This is a genomic window from Aliidongia sp. (assembly GCF_035943795.1).
Lineage (GTDB): Bacteria > Pseudomonadota > Alphaproteobacteria > ATCC43930 > CGMCC-115725 > Aliidongia.
Genome location: NZ_DASZBY010000107.1, coordinates 31352 through 54928, shown reverse-complemented (window position 1 = coordinate 54928; position 23577 = coordinate 31352). Strand labels below are relative to the sequence as shown.

Annotated in this window: 22 protein-coding genes; 17 read left to right on the top strand and 5 right to left on the bottom strand. The window is 67.1% G+C overall.

From position 1 onward, the window contains the following. Positions 1 to 3 precede the first annotated feature (3 nt). Positions 4 to 1425, top strand: a complete 1422-nt coding sequence (locus VGV37_RS21365; RefSeq protein WP_326881788.1) for an HlyD family type I secretion periplasmic adaptor subunit — start codon at positions 4 to 6, stop codon at positions 1423 to 1425. Between the two features lie 48 nt (positions 1426 to 1473). Beyond that, positions 1474 to 2301 carry a sulfotransferase gene (locus VGV37_RS21360; RefSeq protein WP_326881787.1) on the top strand — a complete coding sequence of 276 codons (828 nt, stop codon included), beginning with the start codon at positions 1474 to 1476 and terminating at the stop codon, positions 2299 to 2301. 19 nt (positions 2302 to 2320) lie between these two features. Here the strand turns inward: VGV37_RS21360 and VGV37_RS21355 are convergent, their stop codons facing one another. Further along, positions 2321 to 2560 (bottom strand): hypothetical protein, encoded by a 240-nt coding sequence (locus VGV37_RS21355; protein ID WP_326881786.1) that lies wholly within the window; start codon positions 2558 to 2560, stop codon positions 2321 to 2323. A 213-nt stretch (positions 2561 to 2773) separates the two neighbouring features. On the opposite strand from VGV37_RS21355, the gene VGV37_RS21350 reads away from it, so the two are divergent. Further along, positions 2774 to 3571 (top strand): phosphate/phosphite/phosphonate ABC transporter substrate-binding protein, encoded by a 798-nt coding sequence (locus tag VGV37_RS21350; RefSeq protein ID WP_326881785.1) that lies wholly within the window; start codon positions 2774 to 2776, stop codon positions 3569 to 3571. Positions 3572 to 3619: 48 nt separating this feature from the next. Here the strand turns inward: VGV37_RS21350 and VGV37_RS21345 are convergent, their stop codons facing one another. Further along, positions 3620 to 5095, bottom strand: a complete 1476-nt coding sequence (locus tag VGV37_RS21345) for an MDR family MFS transporter (RefSeq protein WP_326881784.1) — start codon at positions 5093 to 5095, stop codon at positions 3620 to 3622. Positions 5096 to 5279: 184 nt separating this feature from the next. Next, positions 5280 to 6545: an MFS transporter gene (locus tag VGV37_RS21340; protein ID WP_326881783.1), complete on the bottom strand. Its 1266-nt coding sequence runs from the start codon at positions 6543 to 6545 to the stop codon at positions 5280 to 5282. Between the two features lie 174 nt (positions 6546 to 6719). Here VGV37_RS21340 and VGV37_RS21335 point away from each other — a divergent pair, with 174 nt between their 5' ends. Further along, positions 6720 to 7055 carry an antibiotic biosynthesis monooxygenase family protein gene (locus VGV37_RS21335; protein WP_326881782.1) on the top strand — a complete coding sequence of 112 codons (336 nt, stop codon included), beginning with the start codon at positions 6720 to 6722 and terminating at the stop codon, positions 7053 to 7055. Here VGV37_RS21335 and VGV37_RS21330 read toward each other — a convergent pair. After that, positions 7052 to 8137: an L-idonate 5-dehydrogenase gene (locus tag VGV37_RS21330; RefSeq protein WP_326881781.1), complete on the bottom strand. Its 1086-nt coding sequence runs from the start codon at positions 8135 to 8137 to the stop codon at positions 7052 to 7054. The genes VGV37_RS21335 and VGV37_RS21330 overlap by 4 nt on opposite strands. A gap of 127 nt (positions 8138 to 8264) precedes the next feature. Here VGV37_RS21330 and VGV37_RS21325 point away from each other — a divergent pair, with 127 nt between their 5' ends. The 5 genes from VGV37_RS21325 (at position 8265) to VGV37_RS21305 (ending at position 14652) form a co-directional block, all read left to right on the top strand. After that, complete coding sequence (locus VGV37_RS21325) at positions 8265 to 9473, top strand: mandelate racemase/muconate lactonizing enzyme family protein (protein WP_326881780.1); 1209 nt, start codon at positions 8265 to 8267, stop codon at positions 9471 to 9473. Then, positions 9473 to 10240: an SDR family oxidoreductase gene (locus VGV37_RS21320; RefSeq protein WP_326881779.1), complete on the top strand. Its 768-nt coding sequence runs from the start codon at positions 9473 to 9475 to the stop codon at positions 10238 to 10240. Before VGV37_RS21325 ends, VGV37_RS21320 begins: the two co-directional genes overlap by 1 nt. A 25-nt stretch (positions 10241 to 10265) precedes the next feature. Then, on the top strand, positions 10266 to 11279 hold the full coding sequence (locus VGV37_RS21315; protein WP_326881778.1) for a TRAP transporter substrate-binding protein: 1014 nt from the start codon (positions 10266 to 10268) through the stop codon (positions 11277 to 11279). Between the two features lie 4 nt (positions 11280 to 11283). Then, positions 11284 to 13137 (top strand): TRAP transporter large permease subunit, encoded by a 1854-nt coding sequence (locus VGV37_RS21310; protein WP_326881777.1) that lies wholly within the window; start codon positions 11284 to 11286, stop codon positions 13135 to 13137. Positions 13138 to 13290: 153 nt separating this feature from the next. Further along, positions 13291 to 14652, top strand: a complete 1362-nt coding sequence (locus tag VGV37_RS21305; RefSeq protein WP_326881776.1) for an MFS transporter — start codon at positions 13291 to 13293, stop codon at positions 14650 to 14652. Positions 14653 to 14812: 160 nt separating this feature from the next. On the opposite strand, the gene VGV37_RS21300 is transcribed toward VGV37_RS21305, so the two are convergent. Next, positions 14813 to 15292 carry an ureidoglycolate lyase gene (locus VGV37_RS21300; protein WP_326881775.1) on the bottom strand — a complete coding sequence of 160 codons (480 nt, stop codon included), beginning with the start codon at positions 15290 to 15292 and terminating at the stop codon, positions 14813 to 14815. 122 nt (positions 15293 to 15414) lie between these two features. Between VGV37_RS21300 and VGV37_RS21295 the strand changes: the two genes are divergently transcribed. The 8 genes from VGV37_RS21295 (at position 15415) to phnN (ending at position 23354) form a co-directional block, all read left to right on the top strand. After that, positions 15415 to 16197 carry a GntR family transcriptional regulator gene (locus VGV37_RS21295; protein WP_326881774.1) on the top strand — a complete coding sequence of 261 codons (783 nt, stop codon included), beginning with the start codon at positions 15415 to 15417 and terminating at the stop codon, positions 16195 to 16197. Positions 16198 to 16206: 9 nt separating this feature from the next. Then, complete coding sequence (locus tag VGV37_RS21290; RefSeq protein WP_326881773.1) at positions 16207 to 17184, top strand: 2-hydroxyacid dehydrogenase; 978 nt, start codon at positions 16207 to 16209, stop codon at positions 17182 to 17184. Between the two features lie 82 nt (positions 17185 to 17266). Beyond that, positions 17267 to 18076 carry a transporter substrate-binding domain-containing protein gene (locus VGV37_RS21285; RefSeq protein WP_326881772.1) on the top strand — a complete coding sequence of 270 codons (810 nt, stop codon included), beginning with the start codon at positions 17267 to 17269 and terminating at the stop codon, positions 18074 to 18076. Between the two features lie 61 nt (positions 18077 to 18137). Next, complete coding sequence (locus VGV37_RS21280; RefSeq protein WP_326881771.1) at positions 18138 to 18839, top strand: amino acid ABC transporter permease; 702 nt, start codon at positions 18138 to 18140, stop codon at positions 18837 to 18839. After that, on the top strand, positions 18836 to 19492 hold the full coding sequence (locus VGV37_RS21275) for an amino acid ABC transporter permease (RefSeq protein ID WP_326881770.1): 657 nt from the start codon (positions 18836 to 18838) through the stop codon (positions 19490 to 19492). The genes VGV37_RS21280 and VGV37_RS21275 overlap by 4 nt, the downstream gene beginning before the upstream one ends. Then, positions 19473 to 20204 carry an amino acid ABC transporter ATP-binding protein gene (locus VGV37_RS21270; protein ID WP_326881769.1) on the top strand — a complete coding sequence of 244 codons (732 nt, stop codon included), beginning with the start codon at positions 19473 to 19475 and terminating at the stop codon, positions 20202 to 20204. Before VGV37_RS21275 ends, VGV37_RS21270 begins: the two co-directional genes overlap by 20 nt. A gap of 257 nt (positions 20205 to 20461) precedes the next feature. Continuing rightward, complete coding sequence (gene nadC / locus VGV37_RS21265) at positions 20462 to 21298, top strand: carboxylating nicotinate-nucleotide diphosphorylase (RefSeq protein WP_326881768.1); 837 nt, start codon at positions 20462 to 20464, stop codon at positions 21296 to 21298. A gap of 13 nt (positions 21299 to 21311) precedes the next feature. Then, positions 21312 to 23354, top strand: a complete 2043-nt coding sequence (gene phnN / locus VGV37_RS21260; protein WP_326881767.1) for a phosphonate metabolism protein/1,5-bisphosphokinase (PRPP-forming) PhnN — start codon at positions 21312 to 21314, stop codon at positions 23352 to 23354. Positions 23355 to 23577 lie beyond the last annotated feature (223 nt).

Sequence of the window (23577 nt, the reverse complement as noted above, 5' to 3'; positions counted from 1 at the left end):
GCCATGGCGCGCATCATTCCGTTCTTCGTCCGGCCCAGTGCCGCGGGTCCGCGCAACGCGGTCGAGCGCGCGTTCCTGCCGGCGGCACTGGAGATCGTCGAGACGCCGGCGTCGCCGACCGCACGCCTGTCGGCGCTGCTGATCCTGCTGTTCCTGGCCTCCGCCCTCGTCTGGTCCTATTTCGGACATGTCGACATCGTGGCATCGGCCCCGGGCAAGATCATGGCGCTCACCAGCACCAAGGTGGTGCAGCCTTACGAAACCGGCGTGGTGCGGGCGATCCTGGTGGCCGACGGCGACAAGGTGAAACAGGGCGACGTGCTGGTCGAACTCGATCGGACGGTATCGACGGCCGACCGGTCGCGCTATGCCGACATGCTGCTGCAGGCGCAGCTGGACCAGGCCAGGCTGAACGAGCTTATGGTACCGACGGGTGGTGATCCCTTCGCCCGTGTCGCCGCCGCTGCGGACCTGCTGGCCGCGGCGCGCGCCCGGCTCGATGCCGAACAGCGGGAGGAAGCCGCCAAGGTCGCGCGGCTGGACACGCAGACGGCGCAGAAACGGTCCGAAGAGGCAGCGGTCGAGGCCGGGATCGCCAAGATCGACGCCGCCTTGCCGCTGGTGCGCGCGCGCGCCACCATCCGCGAACATGCCATGACCGCCGAATACGGCAACAAGCTCGACTACCTGCAGCAGCAGCAGCAGTTGGTCGAGATGGAGCACGAGCGCATCGTGCAGCTGCGCAAGCATGACGAGGCCGAAGCCTCGCTCGTGGAACTGGGGATCGAGCGCGCGCAGACCGAGGCGCAGTTCCGGCGCACGGTGCTGACCGATCTGGCCAAGGCCAACCGGGAAGTGGCCGAGGCCTCGACCGAACTGGCCAAGGCCGACCGGAAGCAGACGCTGGAGAGCCTGACCGCTCCGGTCGACGGCGACGTCCAGGACCTGACGGTTCATACTCTGGGCGGTGTCGTGACGCCGGCCCAGCAGATCCTGCGCATCGTGCCGTCCAGCGGCGGGATCGAAGCGGAGGTCGTGGTCGCCAACCGCGACGTCGGCTTCGTCCAGACCGGCCAGGAGGCGGAGATCAAGATCGACACGTTTCCCTTCACCCGCTACGGGCTCATCCCCGGCCATGTGCGTGAACTGGCGCGCGACGCGGTCGAGGAGCCGCGCGCCGACCAGCGCCGCCAGGGATCCCAGAGCACGGGCGACGATCCGGCCAGCATCGAGCGGTCCGGGCAGCTCGTCTATACCGCCCGCATCACGCTCGACCGCAACAGCCTGACGATCGACGGCCATACGGTCGAACTGGCGCCCGGCATGTCGATCACGGCGGAAATCAAGACCGGCAAGCGACGGGTCCTGGACTATCTGCTTTCATCCTTCCAGCGCTACTCGCACGATGCCTTGCGCGAACGCTAGCTGCTGAACGGCCACACGGGGATCGCATCGCGACGGCGGGAGACTAGATTGGAAAACGGCATTCATTTCATCTCGGGTCTGCCGCGGTCGGGATCGACGCTGCTGGCCGGGATCTTGCGGCAGAACCCGCGCTTCCACGCGATGATGACCAGCCCCTTGGGCAGCATCTACATGGCGATGCAGGTCGCGGTCAGCCGCAAGAACGAGGCCGCCGTCTTCATCGACGAAGCGCAGAAACGCGCGCTGCTGAGCGGAGTCTTTCCCAATTATTACGGTGGGATACACCGGGAAAAGGTCGTGTTCGACACCAATCGCCTGTGGTGCACCAAGCTGCCGGCGCTGGCGGATCATTTCCCGAACGCCAAGATCATCTGCTGCGTCCGAAACATCTCGTGGATCATGGACAGCATCGAGCGGCTGGTCCGCCGCAACATCCTCGACCTCTCTGCGATCTTCGGTTTCGATCCCGGCGGCACCGTCTACACGCGGGTCAATCGGCTGGCGGTGAGCGACGGCATGGTGGGATACGCACTCGACGCGCTGCGCGAGGCGTTCTTCGGCGAGCAGGCGGACCGCCTGATCCTGGTGGAATATGCAGCGCTCACCCGCCGGCCGGCCGAGACGATGGCACGGGTCTACGACTTCATCGGCGAGGCCCAGTTCGACCATGATTTCGACCATGTCGAATACAGCGCCGACGAGTTCGACGCGCCGCTCGGTTCGCCCGGCCTGCACACGGTGCGCCGCAAGGTCGAGTTCATCGAGCGGCCGACGATCCTGCCGCCGGAGCTGTTCCGCCGCTTCGAGGCGGACGCGTTCTGGACCAATCCGGAATCGAACATCCACAACGTCGCCGTCGTGCGGCACGCCGAATGAGCCCCGTAGAACCCTGTTCCTAGCCCTGCACGGTCGTATCGGGCCGATCGGCGCCCTCGGCCTGCTCCTCATGCCAGCGGCCCTGGGCATCCTGGAACGAGATGGCCGCCTCCTCGCCGGAAAGACGCTGCTCCGCCGCCGCGCGCTCGGCCGCCCGGCGGGCCACGTCGTGCGAGACATAGGTTTCGGAAAAGACGTGGTCGACCTGATAGGCCCAGCCCCCGTCATGTTCGACGATCTTGTAGACGACTTTGGCCATCGGTGTCCTCCTGAAGCTCACGCATCATGAACGGTTTGCGCGTCGGGCAGTTGCGCGGCCGTGAAGTTGAAATACCGATTTCCCATTCCCGTTGGACAAACCGGTCGATAGCCACCATATGGGAATGCCTCCTTCCCGTGGACGTTCGTTTTTCATGTTGTCCCGACGCGGCGTCCTCCAAGACCCGGTCCATCGGCCCCGATGACCGCTCCGGTGGCAGGCTTCCCGATGTATGATTTCGCCGACCTGCAGGCCGCGAACGATGCCGTCTGGCAGGTCGTGGCGGCGCGGCTGGCGGCAGCGGGCCACGATGTTCCAGTCGGCCTCGATCGCAGCCGTACGGTCGACCAGCTGTGGCAGGATCCGGCACTGGTGCTGGCGCAGAGCTGCGGCTATCCGCTGCTGACCTCGCTGCGCGGCCGGGTGCGGCTGGTGGCGACGCCCCGCTATCGGGCCGGCGGCTGCGCCGGCGCCTGGTGGGGCAGCGCGCTCGTCGTCCGGGCCGACGACGCCAGCCCCGATCTGGCGACCTTCCGGGGGCGGCGCTGTGCCGCCAACCAGCCGCATTCCAACACCGGGATGAACCTGCTGCGCGCGGCCGTGGCCGAACTGGCGATGGGGCAGCCGTTCTTTCGCACCGTCACCTGGACCGGCTCCCATCGCGGCAGCCTGGCGCTGGTCGCCGATGGCGGCGCCGATCTGGCGGCGATCGATGCGGTCACGCTGGCCCATCTGGGGCGCATCGAGCCGGAACGCGTCGGACAAACCCGCATTCTCGGCTGGACCGCCGCGACGCCGGGACTGCCGTTCGTCACCGCGCGCGACACGGACGATGCGACGGTCGACATCATGCGCGCGGCCCTCGACGAGATCGCGAGCGACCCGGCCCATGCCTGGATCCGCGGCATCCTGTTGCTCGACGGCTTCGACCCCGTGCCCGAGGCCGAGTACGAATGCATCCTGGCGCTCGAACAGCGGGCGATCGACCTCGGGTATCCGCAGCTCGTCTGAATGACGGCACTCCGGGCCGACGCCGGTTTCGTCACGATGGAGAAATAGCTACTCGGCCGGCTCTTCCTGCCGGACACGGCCGAGCGTGATGGACGGCACCAGCGATACCATCAGCGCGATGATGAGGGCGACCGCCAACATCGCCCAGAACATCATGTGCAGCGAATGCTGCAACGCCAGGCGCACCGCGGGGTCGCCGGCGATCGCGTCGGCCGGGGCCTGCAGCAATTGCTGCAGCTGGGTGCCGGTGATCGCGACGCCATTGGTACCGTGGGCGAGGCCGAAATTGACCACCGCGCCGAACACTGTGGCGCCGATGGTGCTGCCCAGGTTGCGGGCGAAGATGTTCGATGCGGTCACGCTGCCGCGCTGGGACCAGGCGACGATTTCCTGGATCAGCACCAGCGAGCTGACGCTGAGCAGGCCCATGCCCAGGCCCATGACGAGGGAACCCGCGGCCGCCGCGACCGGGGAGCTGTCCGGGCCCAGCGTCACGAAGAAGATCGCGCCGACCGGGATCAGTCCGCTGCCGATCAGCATGATGCGGCGCAATCCCACGCGCTGGAACGAGCGCGCGGCGATGGTGGCACCGGTCGGCCAACCCAGCACCATCATGGTGAGGGCAAGGCCCGCCACGATCGCGGAACGCTGCAGCACGACCTGGACATACATCGGCAGGAACGTCGTCAGGCCCATGAGCGCCATGCCGGCCAGCAGGGTGGCGCCGTTCGCCGCCGCGATCGGCCGGCGGCGCCACAGCGCGAACGAGATCATCGGATCGGGCGCGCGCCGCTCCTGGGCGACGAACAGGATGGAGCAGACGACGAACAACCCGCCGGCGATCAGCGTGTTGGCCTCGTTCAGGCTGCCGGCCTCGGTCAACGCGTACATCAGGGCCGCGATGGCGATCGCGAACAGCCCGGCGCCGGCATAGTCGATCGAGCGCTTCTGCCGCTTGACGTCCTCGCGCAGGAAGAACGTGAAGCCCACGGCGGCAGCGAGGCCGATCGGCGCATTGATCCAGAATACCCAGGCCCACGAGAGGTCGCGGATGATCAGGCTGCCGGCGAGCGGCCCGACCACCGCCGAGAAGGCCCAGACGCTGGCGAGCCAGCCCTGGACCTTGCCGCGCTCGTTCGCCGGATAGAGATCGGCAACGATCGTGAGCGCCATCGGCTGCACCGCGCCGGCGCCGACGCCCTGGATCAGCCGGAAGACGATCATCGAGGGCATGGACCAGGCAAAGCCGGCGAAGATCGACCCCACGACGAAGATGGCGATGCCGATGAGCATGACCGGCTTGCGGCCATAGAGATCCGACAGCTTGCCGAACATCACCGTCATGGCGGTCTGGGTCAGCAGGAACGACGAGAAGACCCAGCTATAAAGATCGAGGCCGCCCAGCTCTGCCACGATCTGCGGCATGGCGGTCGAGATGATCGTCGCCTCGATCGCCACCATGAACATCGATGCCATCACCGCGGCCACGACGAAGCCGCGCGACGATTTCACAGGTTGAGACACGGGATTCGATACCTTGCTGGTCGCGCGCGTCGATCACGTCGCGCGGTGGCCGAGGCGGTGCCGGCAAGCGACTGCCGCGGGCATCGGTCTCGTCATGGGCTATGCCCAAGCTTGGCACGAACCCGGAAAACCGGGGAAGCGCGTGTTTGGGGGAGGGGCTATGCGTACGGCCCGTGCCCGGATCTCAGCGCACCCCCATCCGGCGGCTGACCAGCAGCGAGAACAATCCCACGCAGCCCATCACGCTCAGATAGATGCCGGGGCTCATCGGGTTGCCTGTGACGTCGATCATCGTGAGGACGACCACCGGCGTGATGCCGCCGAAGAAAGTCTGGGATGCGACATAGCTGATGGAGGAACCGATCGTCCGCCGGCTCGCCGGGAACAGCTGGGTCAGCACGGTGCCGACCGGGGCATAGTAGAAGCTGTAGAACACCAGGCCGATCACCGCCTGGATCAGCGCCAGGGTGCCGACGGTTGGATAGGCGTGCAGCAGCAGGAACAGCGGATAGGCGATCACGATGCCGACGATGATCGAGCAGCTCATGACGATGACATTGCCGAACCGGTCGGCCAGGATGCCCGCGACCATCGGAAAGATCGTGCTGACCAGCCCGCCGGCGATGCTGCCCGCGAAGGCCGCGGTCGGCGGCAGGTGCAGCTGCGTGATCGCATAGGTCGGCATGTAGATGTTGACGTAGCTGGCGACATTGCCGGCGCAGACCACGCCGGCGCCGACCAGCATGCGCAGCTTGTCGTGCCGCAACGCGTCGCGCAGCGGATGTGCCGTGGCCGGTCCCGCTTCGAAATCCGGTGATTCCGCGATGCCCTGGCGGATGTAGAGCGCCACCGGGCCGATCAGCAGGCCGAACAGGAACGGCACGCGCCAGCCCCAGGCGTTCATCGCCTCCGGTGCCAGCACGCTGTTCAGCACGAAGCCGAAGGTCGCGGCGACGACGATCGCCAAGCCGGTCGTGGAGAATTGCAGGCTGGCGAAGAACGCGCGGCGGCGCGGGTTCTGCTCCGCCAGATAGGTATTCGCCGACCCGAACTCGCCGCCGGCCGAGAAGCCCTGCAGCAGTCGGGCGGCGACCAGCAATGCCGGTGCGGCGACACCGATGCTCTCGTAGTTGGGCAGGATGCCGGTGATGAGCGTGCCGATCAGCATCAGCCCGGCCGACAGCACCAGCGCCTTCTTCCGGCCGGACCGATCGGCATATTGCCCGATCAGGACCGCGCCCAGCGGTCGTACCAGATAGGCGGACGCGAAGGTGAGCAGCGTCAGGAACAGCCCGACCGTCGGATTGGACGCGGGGAAGAACTGGTGCGAGATCACGACGGCGAAGGTGCCGTAGATCAGCAGGTCGTACCATTCGAAGAAGGTGCCGATCGTGGCCGCGACCACTTCGCGCGTGCGGCTGGCGGTCCGGGGCGGCGGGCTCGTCGGCATGGCAATGTCCTTGGCGTCGAAAATCGCGGAAGTCGATCTGCGGGAAAGCGAGCATGCGCCGATCGTGCGGCGGCGCAAAGGGCTCGATCGCTTCGTCCTGCAACGAACCGATCCTGCATGACGCCGGCCCTCGGACGGGTGACAGTGCCGGCCCGTCCATCAGGAGATCCCGAAATGCAAAAATCCGAAATGTACGAATGCGCCCAAGGCGGTCTGGTCGTTCTGGCCCAGTGGCAGGCGGCGCCTGGCCAGGCGGAGCGGGTAGCCGAAATCCTCGGCCGCTACCTGCCCCAGGCCCAGGCCGAGGCCGGTGTCAGGCTGTTCCTGATCGCCCGCGGCAAGGAGGACGCGGACCGCTTCGTGTTCTACGAGCTGTTCGCCGACGAGGCCGCCTTCGCCGCCCACCAGCTGACCGCGCATTTCAAGGCGCTGATCGTCGGCGAAGCCCTGCCGCTGCTCGCCGACCGGCAGCGGACGCAATACGTCCTGGTCCGACCCGAGGCAGCTTAGAGGGCTAGTACCACCTTCATCGCGCGGCTGCGGTCCCCGGCCAGCTCGAAGCCGCGGACCGCCTCGGCCAGCGGCACGACTTCGGTCAACAAGGGCGACACGTCGATCGTCCCGGCCGCCAGGAAATCGACCGCCCAGGCGAATTCCTCGTGGAAGCGGAACGTGCCGCGCAGGTTGATTTCCTTGGCGACCAGCAGGTTGACCGGCAGGGTCATCGGGCCGCCGCCAAGGCCCAATTGCACGATGGTGCCGGTCGGGCGCGTGACGTCCAGCGCGCCGGTCAGGGCGGCGGCGCTGCCCGATGCCTCGAACACCGTATCGAAATAGCCTTTGTCCGCCTTGAAGGGGGCGAGGGCATCCGTATCGCTCGCGGTATTGAGGGCGATATCTGCGCCGATCTTGCGCGCCAGCGCCAGGGGCGTGTCCGTGATGTCGGTCGCGACGATCTCGCGCGCGCCGGCCTGGCGGGCGACCAGGATGGCGAGTGCGCCGATCGGGCCGGTACCGGTGACCAGCACGCGCTTGCCCAGCAGCGGTCCGGCCTGACGCGCCGCATGCAGGCATACGGACAAGGGTTCGGCGAATGCCGCCAGCTCCAGCGCCAACCCGGTCGGAACGGGCAGGGCCTGGGCCTCGCCGCACACCAGCACTTCACGGAAGCCGCCCTGGACATGGGGCATGCGCATGGCGCTGCCGTAGAAGCGCATCTCCAGGCAATGGTTCGGCTTGCCCTCCAGGCAGAAGCGGCAATGGCCGCACGGCTGGCTCGGGTTGACCGCGACCCGGTCGCCGGGGCGGACGCGGGTCACGGCGCTGCCGACCTCCATCACCTCGCCGGCGATCTCGTGGCCGAGGATCATCGGTTGCTGCAGCCGCACCGTGCCGAAGCCGCCATGCTGGTAATAGTGCAGATCGGATCCGCAGATGCCGCCGGCACGGATACGGACCTTGACGTCGTTCGGACCGACGGCAGGGATCTCGACCTCTTCGATCCTGAGGTCGCGGGGCGCGTGGATGACGGCGGCTTTCATGGCATGGCTCCGTGGAACGGTCGTGGGATCGATGAAGCGCTCGACGCTCATCGAAGATCTTGCTCCGGGAGCATATAGAATGTTGTGATATTTCACAGCAAGGTTTAGCGTGATGCCTGCCGGGGATGTTTCGCTCAAGAAGCGCCTGGGCTGGCAAGGCAAAAAAAGGGAGGTGCCAATGAAGATCGTCTCGATCGAGACGTTGCGAACCGAGGAGTTCGCGAACGTCATCTGGGTCCGCGTCCATACCGACAGCGGCGTGATCGGATTGGGCGAGACCTTCTATGGTGCGGGCGCCGTCGAGGCGCATATCCACGATACGCTGGCCGGACGCCTGCTCGGCCGCAACCCGCTGCATATCGAGGCGATCCACCGCGACATGCTGAACCTGCCGATGGCGCAGTCCAGCACGGGCGTGGAATATCGCGCGGCCTCCGCAGTCGACATCGCGCTGTGGGATACGTTCGGCAAGGTGTGCGACCAGCCGGTCCACCAGATGCTGGGCGGCCTGTGCCGGCCGAAGCAGCGCGTCTACAATACCTGCGCCGGCTATGGCTACGTCCGCTCGACCAACATCAAGCCGGTGTCCAACTGGAACCGTGCCGAGGCGGTGGCCGCCGGTCCCTACGAAGACCTGAACGGCTTCATGACCCGGGCGGACGCGGTGGCCGAGAGCCTGCTGGAATCCGGCATCACCGCCATGAAGATCTGGCCGTTCGACCCGGCGGCGATGGAAAACGACGGCATGTCGATCTCGCCCGCCCAGCTGAAGACGGCGCTGGAGCCGTTCGAGAAGATCCGCAAGGCGGTCGGCGACAAGATCGAGATCATGGTCGAGTTCCACTCGCTGTGGAACCTGCCGATGGCGAAGAAGCTGGCCCGGATCCTCGAGCAGTATGATCCGACCTGGTACGAAGACCCGATCCGGATGAATTCGCCCCAGGCGCTCGCCGAATATGCCCGCTCCACCAGCGTGTGGACCTGCGCCAGCGAGACGCTGGGCAGCCGCTTCCCCTACAAGGAAATGCTCGACCGCGACGCCATGCATGTGGTGATGGCCGACCTGTGCTGGACCGGCGGCCTGACCGAAGGCCGCAAGATCGCCGCCATGGCCGACACCTACCATCGCCCCTTCGCGCCGCACGACTGCATTGGCCCGGTGGGCTTCATCGCCGGCATCCATGCCTCGTTCAGCCAGCCCAACACCTTGATCCAGGAGAGCGTCCGCGCCTTCTACACCGGCTGGTACAAGGAACTGGTCACGGTGCTGCCGGTGATCGAGAACGGCTTCGTGCTGCCGATGGACGGCCCCGGCCTGGGCACGGAACTGCTGCCGGCCGTGTTCGAGCGGTCCGACCTCATCGTCCGCCGGTCGGTGGCCTCGTGATGAAGGGGCAATTGTTCGATCTCGCCGGTCGGACCGCCCTGGTCACCGGCTCGTCGCGCGGCCTGGGGCGCGCCATGGCCGAGGGCTTGGCCGTGGCCGGTGCCGCCGTCGTGCTGAACGGCGCCGACGGCACGAGGTTGGCCACCGCGGCAGCCGAGATGCGCGCTGCCGGCCATACGGTGCACGAGGCCCGCTTCGACGTCACGAACGAGGAGGAAATCACCGCCGCCTTCGAGGCGCTGGATGCGCAAGGCGTCGCGGTCGACATCCTGGTCAACAACGCCGGCATCCAGTTCCGCCGCCCGATGATCGAACTGGACACCGTCGATTGGCGCCGGGTGATCGAGACCAATCTGACCAGTGCCTTCGTCATCGGGCGCGAGGCAGCGAAGCGGATGATCCCGCGCGGCCATGGCAAGATCGTCAACATCGGCTCGCTGACCAGCGACGCGGCGCGCGCGACGGTCGCGCCCTACACGGTGGCGAAGGGCGGCATCAAGATGCTGACCCGCGCCATGACCGCCGAGTGGGCCCAGCACGGCATCCAGGCCAATGCGATCGGTCCCGGCTACATGCTGACCGACATGAACCAGGCCCTGGTCGACGACCCGACCTTCAACGCCTGGGTCGTCGGACGGACGCCGTCCAAACGCTGGGGCAAACCTGGCGAGCTGGTCGGCACCGCGGTTTTCCTGGCCTCCGCCGCCTCCGACTATGTCAACGGCCAGATCATCTATGTCGATGGCGGCATGCTCGCCGTGCTTTGACGCCCCTCATCCAGAAAGAACAAAAATGACAGGGACACTCTCGCGCCGGGCGTTCGTCGCCGCTTCGACCTTCGCCCTTGCCGCCCCCACCCTGATCGGCCGCGCCCAGGCTGCGACGGTGCTGAAGGTCTCGACCTCTTATCCGAACGATCCGAAATTCTCGACGGCGCGCATCTGGTACGACCTGTTCCTGCCGCGCCTGCAGGCGGCGACCGGCGGGGCGGTCACCACGCAATTCTTTCCGGATAACCAACTGGGCCAGGAGGCGGACGTCGCCAACCAGGTCAGGCTCGGCGTGGTCGATGCCATGCTGGTCGGCGCCTCGATCTGGACCAACCTGGTGCCGGAATTCGGCGTGTTCGACCTGGGTTTTCTGTTCCAGGACTACGACCACCTGCTGCGTGCCACCGCCACGCCGGCCGGCGCCGGGCTGCAGCAATTGCTGGTCGACAAGGCGGGGACCCATTTCCCGGCCTGGGGCCGCAACATCGGTGCCCGCAATTTCATCACCAAATTTTCCTTCAAGGAACCGGCCGACCTGGCGGGACACAAGATCCGCTGCCTGCCCAGCCCGACGGTGACCGAGACGGTGCGCCTGATGGGGGCTGCGGCGACGCCGATGGCGTTCGGCGAGATCTATACCGGCCTTCAGGCCGGCGTGATCGACGGCATGGAGCATGATGCGCCCACCATCCTGTCGGCCAAGTTCTACGAGACGGCCAAAACCTTCACCTACACCCGTCACATCCACACGCCGTTCGGCGCCTTTGTCAGCGACCGCACGCTGAAGCGCCTGCCGGCCGACCAGCGCGAGGGATTGCTGCGGGCGATCCGCGAGGCGACCGACGACTGGTTCACCCGCGCCGCGAGCGTCGAGAGCGACGCCGTGAACGAGCTGAAGGCCAAGGGCGTGGAGGTGCACGAATGCGACCGCGCCGCCTTCCGCGAGCGCGTGATGCCGCTGTGGGACACGTTCGCCAAGTCCACCCCCGGGGCGAAGGCGATGATCGACGCGGTCCGCGCGACCGAGAAGGCTTGAGCCGGTGACCCGGCTGTCGCGGCGCGGCGCGTGGCCGCGTCTCGTGGCGGCGCTGCTCTGGGCGGTCGAAGTCGCCGCGGCGGTTCTGCTCGTCGTCGATCTGTTCGTCGTGATCGGTTCGGTGCTGTCGCGCTATCTGTTCGACGCCTCCGTGGTCTGGAGCGACGACGTGGCCCGCACGCTGCTGCTGGCCGTCAGCTTCCTGGGGGCCGCGGCGGCGCTCGCCCGGGGCGAGAATGCCGGGGTGACGTTCTTCGTCGACCGCCTCGCCCCGCGCCACCGCATCCGGGTCGAGGCGGTGGTCGACGTGGTCATCCTGGCCGTGGCCTGTGCGCTTGCCTGGAACGGCTGGCAATTGCTGGCCGACACGGCGGGGCAGACGGTCGGTGCCGGCATCCCGCAGGAGGCGTTCTTCGGCCCGTTGTGCCTGGCCGCGCTGGCCTTCGCCGTGTTCGCGCTCGACCGTCTGCTGGCCCATGACCGAAGCCGTTTGCTGGTGGCAATCGCGGTGGTCGCCGTCATCGCGGTGGTCTTCTGGGGCTGGGGTGCCTATGCGCCGGATACCCTGCCGGGCATGCCGTGGCTGATGGGGCTCGCATTCGTCGGATCGCTTGTTGCCGGCATGCCGATTGCGTTCGTGCTGGCCTTGTCCACGCTCGTCTATATCTGGATGGGCGACCTGCTGCCCGGCGAGATCTTCGCGCAGCAGATGGCGCGTGGCATCGACAATTTCGTGCTGCTCGCCGTGCCGTTCTTCATCCTGGTCGGCTATCTGATGGAAGCGAACGGCATGTCCGTGCGCCTGATCGCGCTGCTGCAGCGCGGCGTCGGCCGCCTGCGCGGCGGCCTCGACGTGGTGATGGTGCTGAGCATGGTCGTGTTCTCCGGCATCTCCGGCTCCAAGATGGCCGACGTAGCCGCCGTCGGGTCGGTGCTGGTGCCGGCGGCCCGCAAGTCCGGCCAGAAGGCCGGCGATGCGGTGGCGCTGCTCGCCGCCTCCGCGGTGATGGCGGAAACCATCCCGCCGTGCGTCAACCTGATCATCCTGGGCTTCGTCACCAACCTGTCGATCGGCGGGCTGTTCATGGCCGGGCTGCTGCCGTCGGCGCTGATGGCACTCGCGCTCATCGGCCTGGTGATCCTGCTGGGCAGCCGGACGACCACGCCGGTCGTCCTGGGTGCGGAGACCGGCGGCAAGCGCGGCATGTGGACGAGCGGCCTCGCGGCATTCGGGCTGATCGCGATGATCTTCGGCGGCTATCGCTCCGGCTTCGCGACGGCGACCGAAATCTCCGCCTTCGCCGTCGCCTATGCCGTCGTGATCGGGGCGCTCGCGTTCCGCGAGACCAGTTGGCGCGGCCTTGGGACCGTGCTGCGTCATGCGGCCGTGCGATCGGGCATGGTGCTGTTCATCGTGGCGACGGCACAGAGCCTCGCCTATGTGCTGACCCTGCAGCAGATCCCGCACGCGATCGCGGAGCTGCTCGTGTCGATCTCGGCTGCGCACGGCAGCTGGCTGTTCCTGCTGCTGTCGATCGCGATCCTGATCGTCATGGGATCCGTATTGGAAGGGGCCGCGGCGCTCATCATCTTCGGCCCGCTGCTGATGCCGGTCGCCCGCCAGCTCGGCATCGACCCGCTGCACTATGGCGTGGTGCTGGTCATCGGCATGGGCATCGGCCTGTTCGCGCCGCCGCTCGGCCTTGGACTCTATGGCTCTTGCCTGATCGGCGGGGTTAAGCTCGAAGAGACGGTCTGGCCGATCATGAAGTACCTGGGCCTTCTGCTCGCGTGCCTGATCCTGATCGCGCTCGTTCCGCAGATCACCACGACGTTGCCGCGCCTCGCCGGATATTGACGACGATCGGACGGCGCGCAGGACTGGTACGTTGACGCTCTTGGCAAACCAGCAAAAACCGACGATATAGTCGGAGGATTGGTCAAAAGCATACTCCGATCGGCCGCATTGCGGCCGGGCGGCAAATCAACAACAAGAGTGGGGAGGAAGTCGGTGTCGATCGCAGCATCGCAGCAGACCGCCATGGACGGTGCCGTCCGGCATCTCGTGAGCAAGTACAATCCCAAGGGCAACCGCGTCGGTTGGCTGATGATGTCGTCGATCCTGGTGGAGGCCTGGGACCTCTACTCGATCGCGTTCGTCCTGGTCTTCATCCGCGACCAGTATCATCCGGACCCGTGGCTTCTGGGCCTGGCCGCCGCCGGCACCCAGGGCGGTGCCCTGGTCGGCGCGCTCTTGGGCGGCTGGCTGTCCGACAAGATCGGCCGGCGCGTGATGTTCCTGGCGACGATGATCCTGTTCATCATCCTGGCCTTGATGCAGGCCTTCGTGACCAGCGTCGGCTGGCTCGTGGTGGTGCGCTTCGTCCTGGGCGTTCCGCTCGGCAGCGACATCTCCAACGGCTACACCTACATCATGGAATCCATGCCCAAGGGCAAGCGCGAGATCATGGGCAACCGCTGGCAGTTCATGTTCGCGATCGGCGAAGTGGCGACGCTCGCGGTCATCGCGGTGTTTCTGGTCGCCAACCTGGACCATGAGATCATCTGGCGCGTGACGCTCGGCCTCGGCGCGCTGCCGGCGCTCGTCATCCTGCTGATGCGCCACGACCTGCCGGAGACGGCGGTCTGGCTGATCCGTCACGGTCGGTTCCGCGAGGCCAAGCAGGTCTCGAACCAGATGTTCGGCGACAATCTCGACATGCTGCCCGACGAGGACATCGTGGTGCCGAAGCCGCGCCCGTCCGCGTTCCTGGCCGACATCCGCAAGGACCCGATCCGCTGGCGCGCCACGCTCTACGGCTGGATCGCCTGCTTTGCGCAGGGCAGCGAGTTCTCGACCTTCGCGTTCTATCTGCCGGTGCTGTTCCTGATGGTCGGTGTGTCGTCCGTGCTGGGCATCGACCTCGTCACCATGGCGCTCTATTGCATCGCCGCCATCGCCGGCTGGGTCGGCCCGCTGCTAACCCCCAAGATCGGCCAGCGCGGCATCAGCATCGCCGGCTTCTCGATCGTGCTGGTCTCGCTGCTGGTCGCGGCTGGCGCGCTCTATACCGGCCACACCATGATCCTGCCGTTCGCGGCGGCGACCATGCTGTGGGGCCATTATTGGGACGCGTCCAACTGCATGACGATCCCGACCGTCGTCGCCAAGCCGGAATATCGCGGCACCGCGAGCGGTTTCGCCTACATGTTCGTGAAACTGCCCTCGTTCCTGGCGATCTTCCTGTTCCCGACGCTGTTCGCGGCGGTGGGCCAGGCGACGGCAACGCTGATGGTCGCCATCTTCCCGTTGATCGGATTGCTGGCCGCGATCTTCATCCTGCCGGAGGTCTACGGCTACGAACACGACTGACAGGGGCGCGGGGGTGGTCGTGCGATGCGGCGCGCGGCCACCCCCGCGGGCACTGTGGATTATCTGATTTTAGGGGGTCTATTGCAGCGGGTTCATACTATTCCGTAAGCCCGGCCATGAGAGCTGGCGAACCGAAAGAACAGAAAGACGGTGAGCCAGTTCAATCCACCTCGACCAGCAGCGGATGGTCCAGGTCGTCGAACAGATTGTCGCTGCCGTCTTCGGTCTGGACCATCAGCACGACATATTCCGAGGGCGCCTCGAGTGCCGTGACGCTGCGGTGCCAGACGTCGCGCCGATAGGTGACGCCCTGCGTCGAACCGGCGACGAACGCCCGCGCGCTCGCCAGCAGCGGCCGGCCGTCCGCCGCGGTCCCGCATACCACGATCAGCGATCTGCCGCCCTTCAACGGGATGAAGGTCTGGGCCGAATGGGGATGGCGCTCCAGGCGCGTGATCTCGACCGGGCCTCGAACCGGTGCCTCGACCCGCAGCACCGCCATCGTCACGCGCGTGGCCGCGGCCGTATGCTCGAACGTATCGGCGCAGGGCATCAGCGGCGGCTCGCCGCGATGGGTGACGACATCGCCGAACGGCGCGAACGCCTCGGCGGTCAGCGGAACGGCGGTGATCGTCATCATTGAAGCCTCGATCGAAGCGGGCGGGCGAGGGCCCATCCATAACTCCTGTTGTAATATTTCACAATATGTCTATCGTTGCTGCAGAGACTGGCGCACGACGTCGGCCAAGGGGAGGGTGCGTAGTGACCGAAGGCAAGCGAGCGGTGCGTCGGCTGGAAAGCATCTCGACGGATGTCGGAACCGCGGATCAGGCACCCCGGGCCCGGCAGAACCGGATGAACCATTTCGAGCTGGCCTACGACCGGATCGAAAGCCTGATCGTCACCTGCGCGCTGAAGCCGGGGCAGGTGCTCGCCCTGCAGGATCTCCAGGACCTGACCGGCCTGGGGCGCACGCCGGTCCACCAGGCCGTGGCACGCTTCGCAGCCGATACGCTCATCCTCATCCGCCCTCGCCATGGCCTTCAGGTTGCGCCGATCGACCTGGCGCGCGAGCGGGTGCTGCTGGCGCTGCGTGCCGATCTGGAGCGATTCGTGATCCGGCTCGCCGCCGAACGCTCGGGCGCTTCCCACCGCAACCAGATGCTGCACCTGCAGCGCACGCTCCGCGAACGCCGTGACGTCATGGACATCGACGAGTTCAACCTGTTCGACCGGCGCCTGGATCGGCTGATCCTCGCGGTCGCCGGCGAGCCGTTCCTGGAGCATGCGCTGCGGCCGCTCCACACCATGTCGCGGCGCATCGGCTGGATCCACTACGCCCAAATCAAGGGCGCGCTCAGCCTGCAGACGACGATCGACTGTCATCTGGCCGTGCTCGAGGCGGTGGCCAATCGCCATATCGATCGCGCCATCGCCGCGTCGGACGAGCTGGTCGCCTTCGTCGACAGCATGTTCGACGTCATGGAACGCGAGATCGACCCGTCGCTGCTGGATTGCAGCATCGAACCCATCAAGACGCGCTGAGAGGGCCTTATGCGGATCGTTTTCCACGGCGCCAATGCCGCATCGTTCAGTGAGGGTTTCGCCGAACTGGTCGGCGCGGATGCCGAAATCATCGTCCTGCCCGACGCGCTCGAAAGCGTCGCCGATCGGGCGGCCTATGCGTCGGCCGACGCCATCGTCGGTGCCAAGTTCGATGCCGGCCTGCCGCGCCCGGAACGGCTGCGGCTGTTCCATGTGCCGGGCGCCGGCTATGACGCGGTCGATCTGGCGGCCCTGCCGGCCGCGGCCGTGGTGTGCAACTGCTTCGGCCACGAACAGGCCATTGCGGAATATGTCATGGCGGCGCTGCTGCGCCGGCAGATCCCGCTGGACGATGCCGACCGGCGGCTGCGGCAGGGCGACTGGACCTATTGGGCCGGTGCCCGAAGCCGGGTCCATGGCGAGATCGCCGGCTCGACCATCGGGCTGCTGGGCTTCGGCCATATCGGCAAGGCGATCGCCGCGCGCGCCAAGGCGTTCGAGATGAATGTGCATGTCGCCAACCGCAGCCCGGTGGCACCATCGGCCCTGGTCGACCGCGCCTATACGCTGGACCAGCTGCCGGCCTTCTGGGCGGCGGCCGACGCGTTCGTCGTCTCCGTGCCCCTGACCGACGAAACGACGGGCATCGTCGGCGCCGCGGCCTTCGCGGCGATGAAGCCGGAGGCCGTGATCCTCAACGTCGGGCGCGGCGCCACGATCGATGAGCAGGCGCTGTATGACGCCTTGCGGACCGGGCGCATCGCCGGCGCGATGATCGATACCTGGTACCGCTATCCCTCGTCGTCGGACCCCCATCCGCAACCGGCGAAGCTGCCGTTCGCCGAACTGCCGAACATCCTGATGACGCCGCACATGTCCGGTTGGACCATGGGTACCATCACCCGGCGGCAACGGACGATCGCCGACAACATCCGGCGCCGCCTGGCGGGCGAAGCCTGCACCAACGTGGTGCGCGACGCGACCTGACAGCCCGCGACCGGAGAGATCGCGCGAACGCGACATCCACGATACGCACGACGCCGGCAAGACCGGCCTTAGGGGAGGAACGATGATGAAGCTCACGAAAGCATTGCGATCGGCGGCACTGGTCCTGACCGCCTGCGCCGGTTTCGCGCTCGCGACCACCGGTGCCTCGGCCCAGACCGTCACCGACATCGTCAAGCGCGGCAAGGTCCGCATCGGCGTGCTGGTCGGCGCGCCGCCCTACGGCTCGATCGATGCCCAGGGCGCGCCGGTCGGCTATGACGCCGATGTGGCGACCCTGGTCGCCAAGTATATGGGCGTGCCGCTGGAGATGGTGCCGCTGACCCCGCCGTCGCGTATTCCGGCGCTCGAGGCCGGCAAGGTCGATTTCCTGGTCGCGACCCTGGCGCCGACCGCGGAACGCGCCAAGGCGGTCATGTTCAGCATTCCCTATAGCGCCTTCCAGGTCGGCATCTGGGCGAAGAAGTCCGATCCGATCAAGGCCTGGGCCGATCTCAAGGGCAAGCGGGTCGGCGTCAATCGCGGCTCGAGCGTCGAGGGCGAGCTGGTCAAGCGCGAGAAGGAGCTGAACCTGACGATCTCGCGCTTCGAGGATGACTCGACGACCATGCAGGCACTGTTCTCGGGCCAGGTCGAGGCGGTGGCCAGCCCGGACGCGCAGTCCAACGCGGCGATCAAGGCGCGCGGCGACGTGGACATGGAACAGAAGTTCATCTTCTCGACGCAGCCGAATTCCATGACCATGAAGAAGGACGCGTTCGAGCTGCACCAGTATCTGAACAACGTCATCTACCTGATGAAGCTCAACGGCGAACTGGACGAGATCAGCCGCAAGTGGGTCGGCTCTCCGTTGCCGAACCTGCCGACGTTCTGATCGCGCTTGCGGCTATCGGCGCGCCGCCGGGGTGGCGGCGCGCCTGCAGGGGAGGTGGCCGATGGGCTTCCAGTTCCAGTTCGAGCCTGTCATCGCGGAATGGCACCTGATCTTCGAAGGGCTGCTGCTGACCATCTGGCTGTCGCTGGGGGCGATCGTCCTCGGCTCGGCGCTCGCCGTGGTGCTGACCGCTGCGCGCCAGCTGTGCGGCCGGGCCGTGGGCGTGGTGGTCGAGGCCTATGTCGAGCTGATGCGAAACACGCCGTTCCTGGTGCAGCTGTTCCTGATCTTCTTCGGGCTGTCGGGCCTGGGGCTGCGCCTGAGCGCGGCCGAGGCGGCGCTGCTCGCCATGACGCTCAACCTCGCGGCCTATTCTGCCGAAATCATCCGCGCCGGTGTCGATTCCATCCACAAGTCCCAGCGGGAGGCCGGCCTGTCGCTGGCGCTGACCAGGCGGCAGGTGCTGCAGCATGTCGTGCTGATCCCGGCCGTCGCCAAGGTCTGGCCGGCGCTGTCGAGCCAGTTCGTGCTGATGATGCTAGCCTCCAGCATCTGCTCGTTCATCTCGGCGCAGGAACTGTCGGGCGCCACCTCGATCGTCGAGCAGCGCACGTTCCGCAGCTTCGAGAGCTACATCGTCGCCACCGTGCTCTACCTGGTGCTGGCCCTGGCGCTCAAGGCCATCCTCGGCATCGTCGGCCGCCTGGCGTTTCCCCGCGTCTCCGGGCTCGCCCGGGTGCAGACGAAGGGAGAGACGGCATGATGACCACCTTCGGCTGGCCGGAAGCGCTGTTCGTCGTCGGCGCGGTCCGCTGGACCCTCTTGCTGACGGTCATCGCCTTCATCGGCGGCGGCATCCTGGGCGGCATCGTGGCGCTGCTCCGGCTGTCCAAGAACGCGACGATCCGCTGGATCTTCACGATCTACATCCAGGTCATCCAGTCCATCCCGGTGCTGATGGTGCTGTTCCTGTCCTATTTCGGCCTGTCACTCGCCGGCATCGAACTGCCGCCGCTGCTCGCGGCGTCGCTGTCGCTCGGGATCTACGTCAGCGCCTACCTGGCCGAAATCTGGCGCGGCGCGATCGAGGCCGTGCCGTTCCAGCAATGGGAGGCCTCGGCTTCGCTGGCGCTCAGTCGCGGCCAGCAATATCGCTACATCATCATTCCGCAGGCGCTGCGCGTCTCGCTGCCGCCGACCGTGGGCTTCCTGGTCCAGCTGGTGAAGAACACCTCGATCGTCTCGGTCGTGGGCTTCGTCGAGCTTTCGCGCGCCGGGCAGCTCGTCAATAACGCCACCTTCCGGCCGTTCGAGATCTTCGGCGTCGTGGCGCTCGTCTATTTCCTGATCTGCTTTCCGCTGTCGCGGCTAAGCCGGCACCTCGAAAGGGTTCTTCATGTCGGTCGTCCTCATTGAGAACGTGCACAAGAGCTTCGGCCCGATCGAGGTTTTGAAGGGCGTTTCGCTGACCGTCGAGCGCGGCCAGGTCGTGGCGCTCATCGGACGCAGCGGCTCGGGCAAGTCGACCCTGCTGCGCTGCATGAACGGGCTGGAGCCGTTCCAGTCCGGGCGGATCGAGGTGGCCGGGCACGTGGTCGATCGCGACGACAAGCACCTGCGCGACCTGCGCAAGGACGTCGGCATCGTGTTCCAGAGCTACAACCTGTTCCCCCACCTGACCGTGGCGCAGAACATCATGCTGTCGCCGCGCATCACCAAGGGCCTGAAGACGGCGGAGGCGAAGGCGCTCGCCGAAAAGGTGCTGTCCCAGGTCGGGCTGGCGGAGAAGTTCGACGCCTATCCCGACAACCTGTCCGGCGGCCAGCAGCAGCGCGTCGCCATCGCCCGGTCGCTGGCCATGCAGCCCCGGCTCATGCTGTTCGACGAGGTGACCTCGGCGCTGGATCCGGAACTGACCGGCGAGGTGCTGGCGGTGATGGAGCAGCTGGCACGGGACGGCATGACCATGGTCCTGGTCACCCACGAGATGGAATTCGCGCGCAAGGTCGCCGACCTGACGGTCTTCATGCACCAGGGCAAGATCTGGGAAAGCGGACCGTCGCGCGCGATCCTGTCGACGCCCACGACGCCGGAGCTGCAGTCGTTCGTCGGCGCGAACATCAAGTAGCGACCGCTGAAGCGCACGGGCGACCCGGCGCGCACCCCTCTGCCGTCAGCAGCCTCGACCGGTTCAGCCCGGTTGTCCTTCATGCCGCACGCGCCGCGATGGCGACATCTTCGCGAATATGCAATCAGATGCCTGCGGCAGGATTGAACGTCGACCGCCCCGCTCTGAAAAATCGTTCGCACACAAAAGAAATGTCGTTCGCATGCAAATGAAGCCATGGTACTTTTGCGAAAGGCGCCACGGGGGAGATCCACGCGATGTATGATCATGTGCATACCGAAAAGCTGGTCGATCAATGGCTTATCGAGGATGTCGGCAACGGCGACCTGACGGCCAACCTGATCATCGATGCTGCGGCCTCCACCACGTTCGACGTCAATGCGCGTGAGGATATGGTCGTCGCCGGGATCGAGGTGATGGCGACCGTGTTCCGCCGCTACGTGCCGGGCGTGTCGATCGACATCCGTGTCCAGGACGGCGCCCGCGTCGCCAAGGGCACGGTGCTGGCCCGGGTCTCGGGCCAGGCGCGCGGCCTGCTGACGGCGGAGCGCACGGCGCTCAACATCCTCCAGCGCCTGTCGGGCATCGCCACCGAAACGGCGCGCTTCGTCGCCGCCATCGCCGGCACCAAGGCGCAGATGATCGACACGCGCAAGACGACCCCAGGCCTGCGCGCGCTGGAAAAGCACGCGGTGCTATGCGGCGGCGCCCGCAACCATCGCCTGGGCCTCGACAGCGGCGTCATGCTCAAGGACAACCACATCGCGGTGTGCGGCGGCATCTCCCAGGCCGTGGCCCGCGCCAAGGCGGCCGTGCCGATCCTGGCCAAAGTCGAGGTCGAGTGCGACCGGCTGGACCAGGTGCGCGAAGCGCTCGAGGCCGGCGCCGACGTGATCATGCTCGACAACATGAGCCTGGCCGACATGCGCTCGGCCGTGGCCTTCATCGACGGCCGCGTGCCGCTCGAGGCGTCGGGCGGCGTGCGCTACGAGACGATCCGCGGCATCGCCGAGACCGGCGTCGATTTCATCTCGTCGAGCAAGATCACCCAGTCCGCCCCGGCCGTCGACATCGGTCTCGACGAGGCGGTCTAGGGGGCGCCCGGCGATGGCGGCTCCGGGCCGGCTCGTCCTCGTCGTCGGTCCCAGCGGATCCGGCAAGGACACGCTGATCGACGGCGCGCGCGAGGCGCTCGCCGTCGATCCGGCTTGGCTGTTCGCCCGCCGCGTCATCACCCGACCAGAAAGCGCCGGCGGCGAAGCGCACGAGGCAGTCGATGTGGAAACGTTCGAGCAGCGGCGCGCGGCGGGCGCCTTCCTCGTCTCCTGGGATACCCACGGCCTGAAATACGGCCTGCCGGGCAGCCTGCTCGACGAATTGCGCGCCGGGCGGAACGTGGTCGCCAACGTCTCGCGCACCGTCATCGCGGACTTGGCCGCAAAGGTGCCGCACACCCTGGTGCTGCGCGTGTTCGCGCCGATCGAGGAGCGGGCGAAGCGCTTGGCCAGCCGGGGACGCGAGAGCGAGGCGGATGTGGCTGCCCGCTTGGCCCGCGAGGTGCCGGATACGATGGCGGGCATCGAGACCGTCATCGTGGTCAACGACGGCGACGTCCGCATCGGCATCGAACGCTTCCTGGCCGGCCTGCAGGCCCAGCCCCGTCGCCTCGTCGTCCGTGCCGTCGCCATCGACACCTGGCGCGAGAATTTCGCCTATCTGCACAGCGAATGCACCGCCGTCGTCGCCAGCGAATATCTGGGACCCAGCTTCATCGACATCGTCGCCGGCGCGCGCAGCATCCGGGCGCGCGTCCACCTGACCGACCGGCACGACATCGTCGAGCCCAGCGAGATCGGCCTGTCGGGCCAGGCCTTCGCCGCCCTGGGCGTGCCGGAGGGTACACCGGTGCTGGTCGAGCGCATGCCGACGCCGGATAGCCTCGACCTGCTGCGCCGTAAAATCCAGGGCCAGCCGCTCGACGAGGCGCAATACGACATGGTGATCCGCGACGTGGTCGAGGGCCGCTACGCCGATCGCGAGATCTCGGCCTTCCTGGTCACGGCAGCCTCGTCGCTCGACGATCGCGAGGTCGAGGCGCTGGCGCGGGTCCGGGCGCGCTTTGCGGAAAAGCTGGTGTGGGACGAGCCGATCGTCGCCGACAAGCATTCGCTGGGCGGTATCCCGGGCAGCCGGATCACGCTGATCGTCGTGCCGATCGTGGCCGCCCACGGCATCGCCATTCCCAAGACCTCGTCACGGGCGATCACGTCGGCGGCCGGCACCGCCGACGCGATGGAGGTGCTGGCGCGCGTCGACCTCAGCGTCGCCGAGGTGCGCCGCGTGGTCGATCTGGCACGCGGCTGCGTCGCCTGGAACGGACGCATCAACCACTCGCCGGTCGACGACGTGATGAACGCGATCACCCGGCCGCTCGGCATCGATTCCGTGCGCTGGTCGGTCGCTTCGATCCTGTCCAAGAAGCTCGCCGCCGGCGCGACCCATGTCGTGATCGACGTGCCGGTCGGCCCGCGCGCGAAGACGCGGACGGCGGAAGAGGCGCGCGAACTCATCGACCTGTTCGAGACCGTCGGGCGCCACCTGGGCCTGGTGGTGGAAGCCCATGCGACCGACGGCAGCGGTCCGATCGGCCGCGGCATCGGGCCGGCGCTCGAGGTGCGCGACGCGCTGCAGGTGCTCGACGGCGACCCGGCAGCACCGGACGACCTGCGCGACAAGGCGCTGTTCTTCGCCGGCCGGATCCTGGCGTGGGATCCGGCGGTCGGCCTGGAAGGCGGCGCGCGGCGGGCACGCGCGCTGCTGGAATCGGGAGCCGCCCGCGCGGCGCTCGACAAGATCGTGGCGGCCCAGGGCCGGCATCCGAAGCCGGCGCATCTGGCGCCGCTGGTGCGCGAAGTCCGCGCCGCCCGGTCCGGCATCGTCTCCGCGATCGACGGCTGGAAGATCGGCGGCATCGCACGCCGTGCCGGCGCGCCGGCGGACAAGGGTGCGGGGGTCGACCTGCTGGTGCCGGTCGGTGCCCGGGTCTCGACCGGCGAGCCGCTCTACCTGATCCGGTCGAGCGTCGATGCCGATTTCCAGACGGCGCTGGCCGAGGCGCGCCGCGACGACAGCTACCGCTTCGCCGAATGACCGGGCTGGGCGCCCGCTTGACGCTTCCGGCCCGATCGTCCAGATTATTTGTATACCAATAAAGTGACGGGAGCCGCCTCAACGAGACCATAGATCTCGCCGGCTTTCACAATACAGGGCACCTCCAAGGGGTGTTTTGTTCCGATCGATAAAAACATAATGAATACAGGGCGTCAGGTTCACTTCGAGGGGGCATTGCCGACAATGACTGGATTGATCCGTG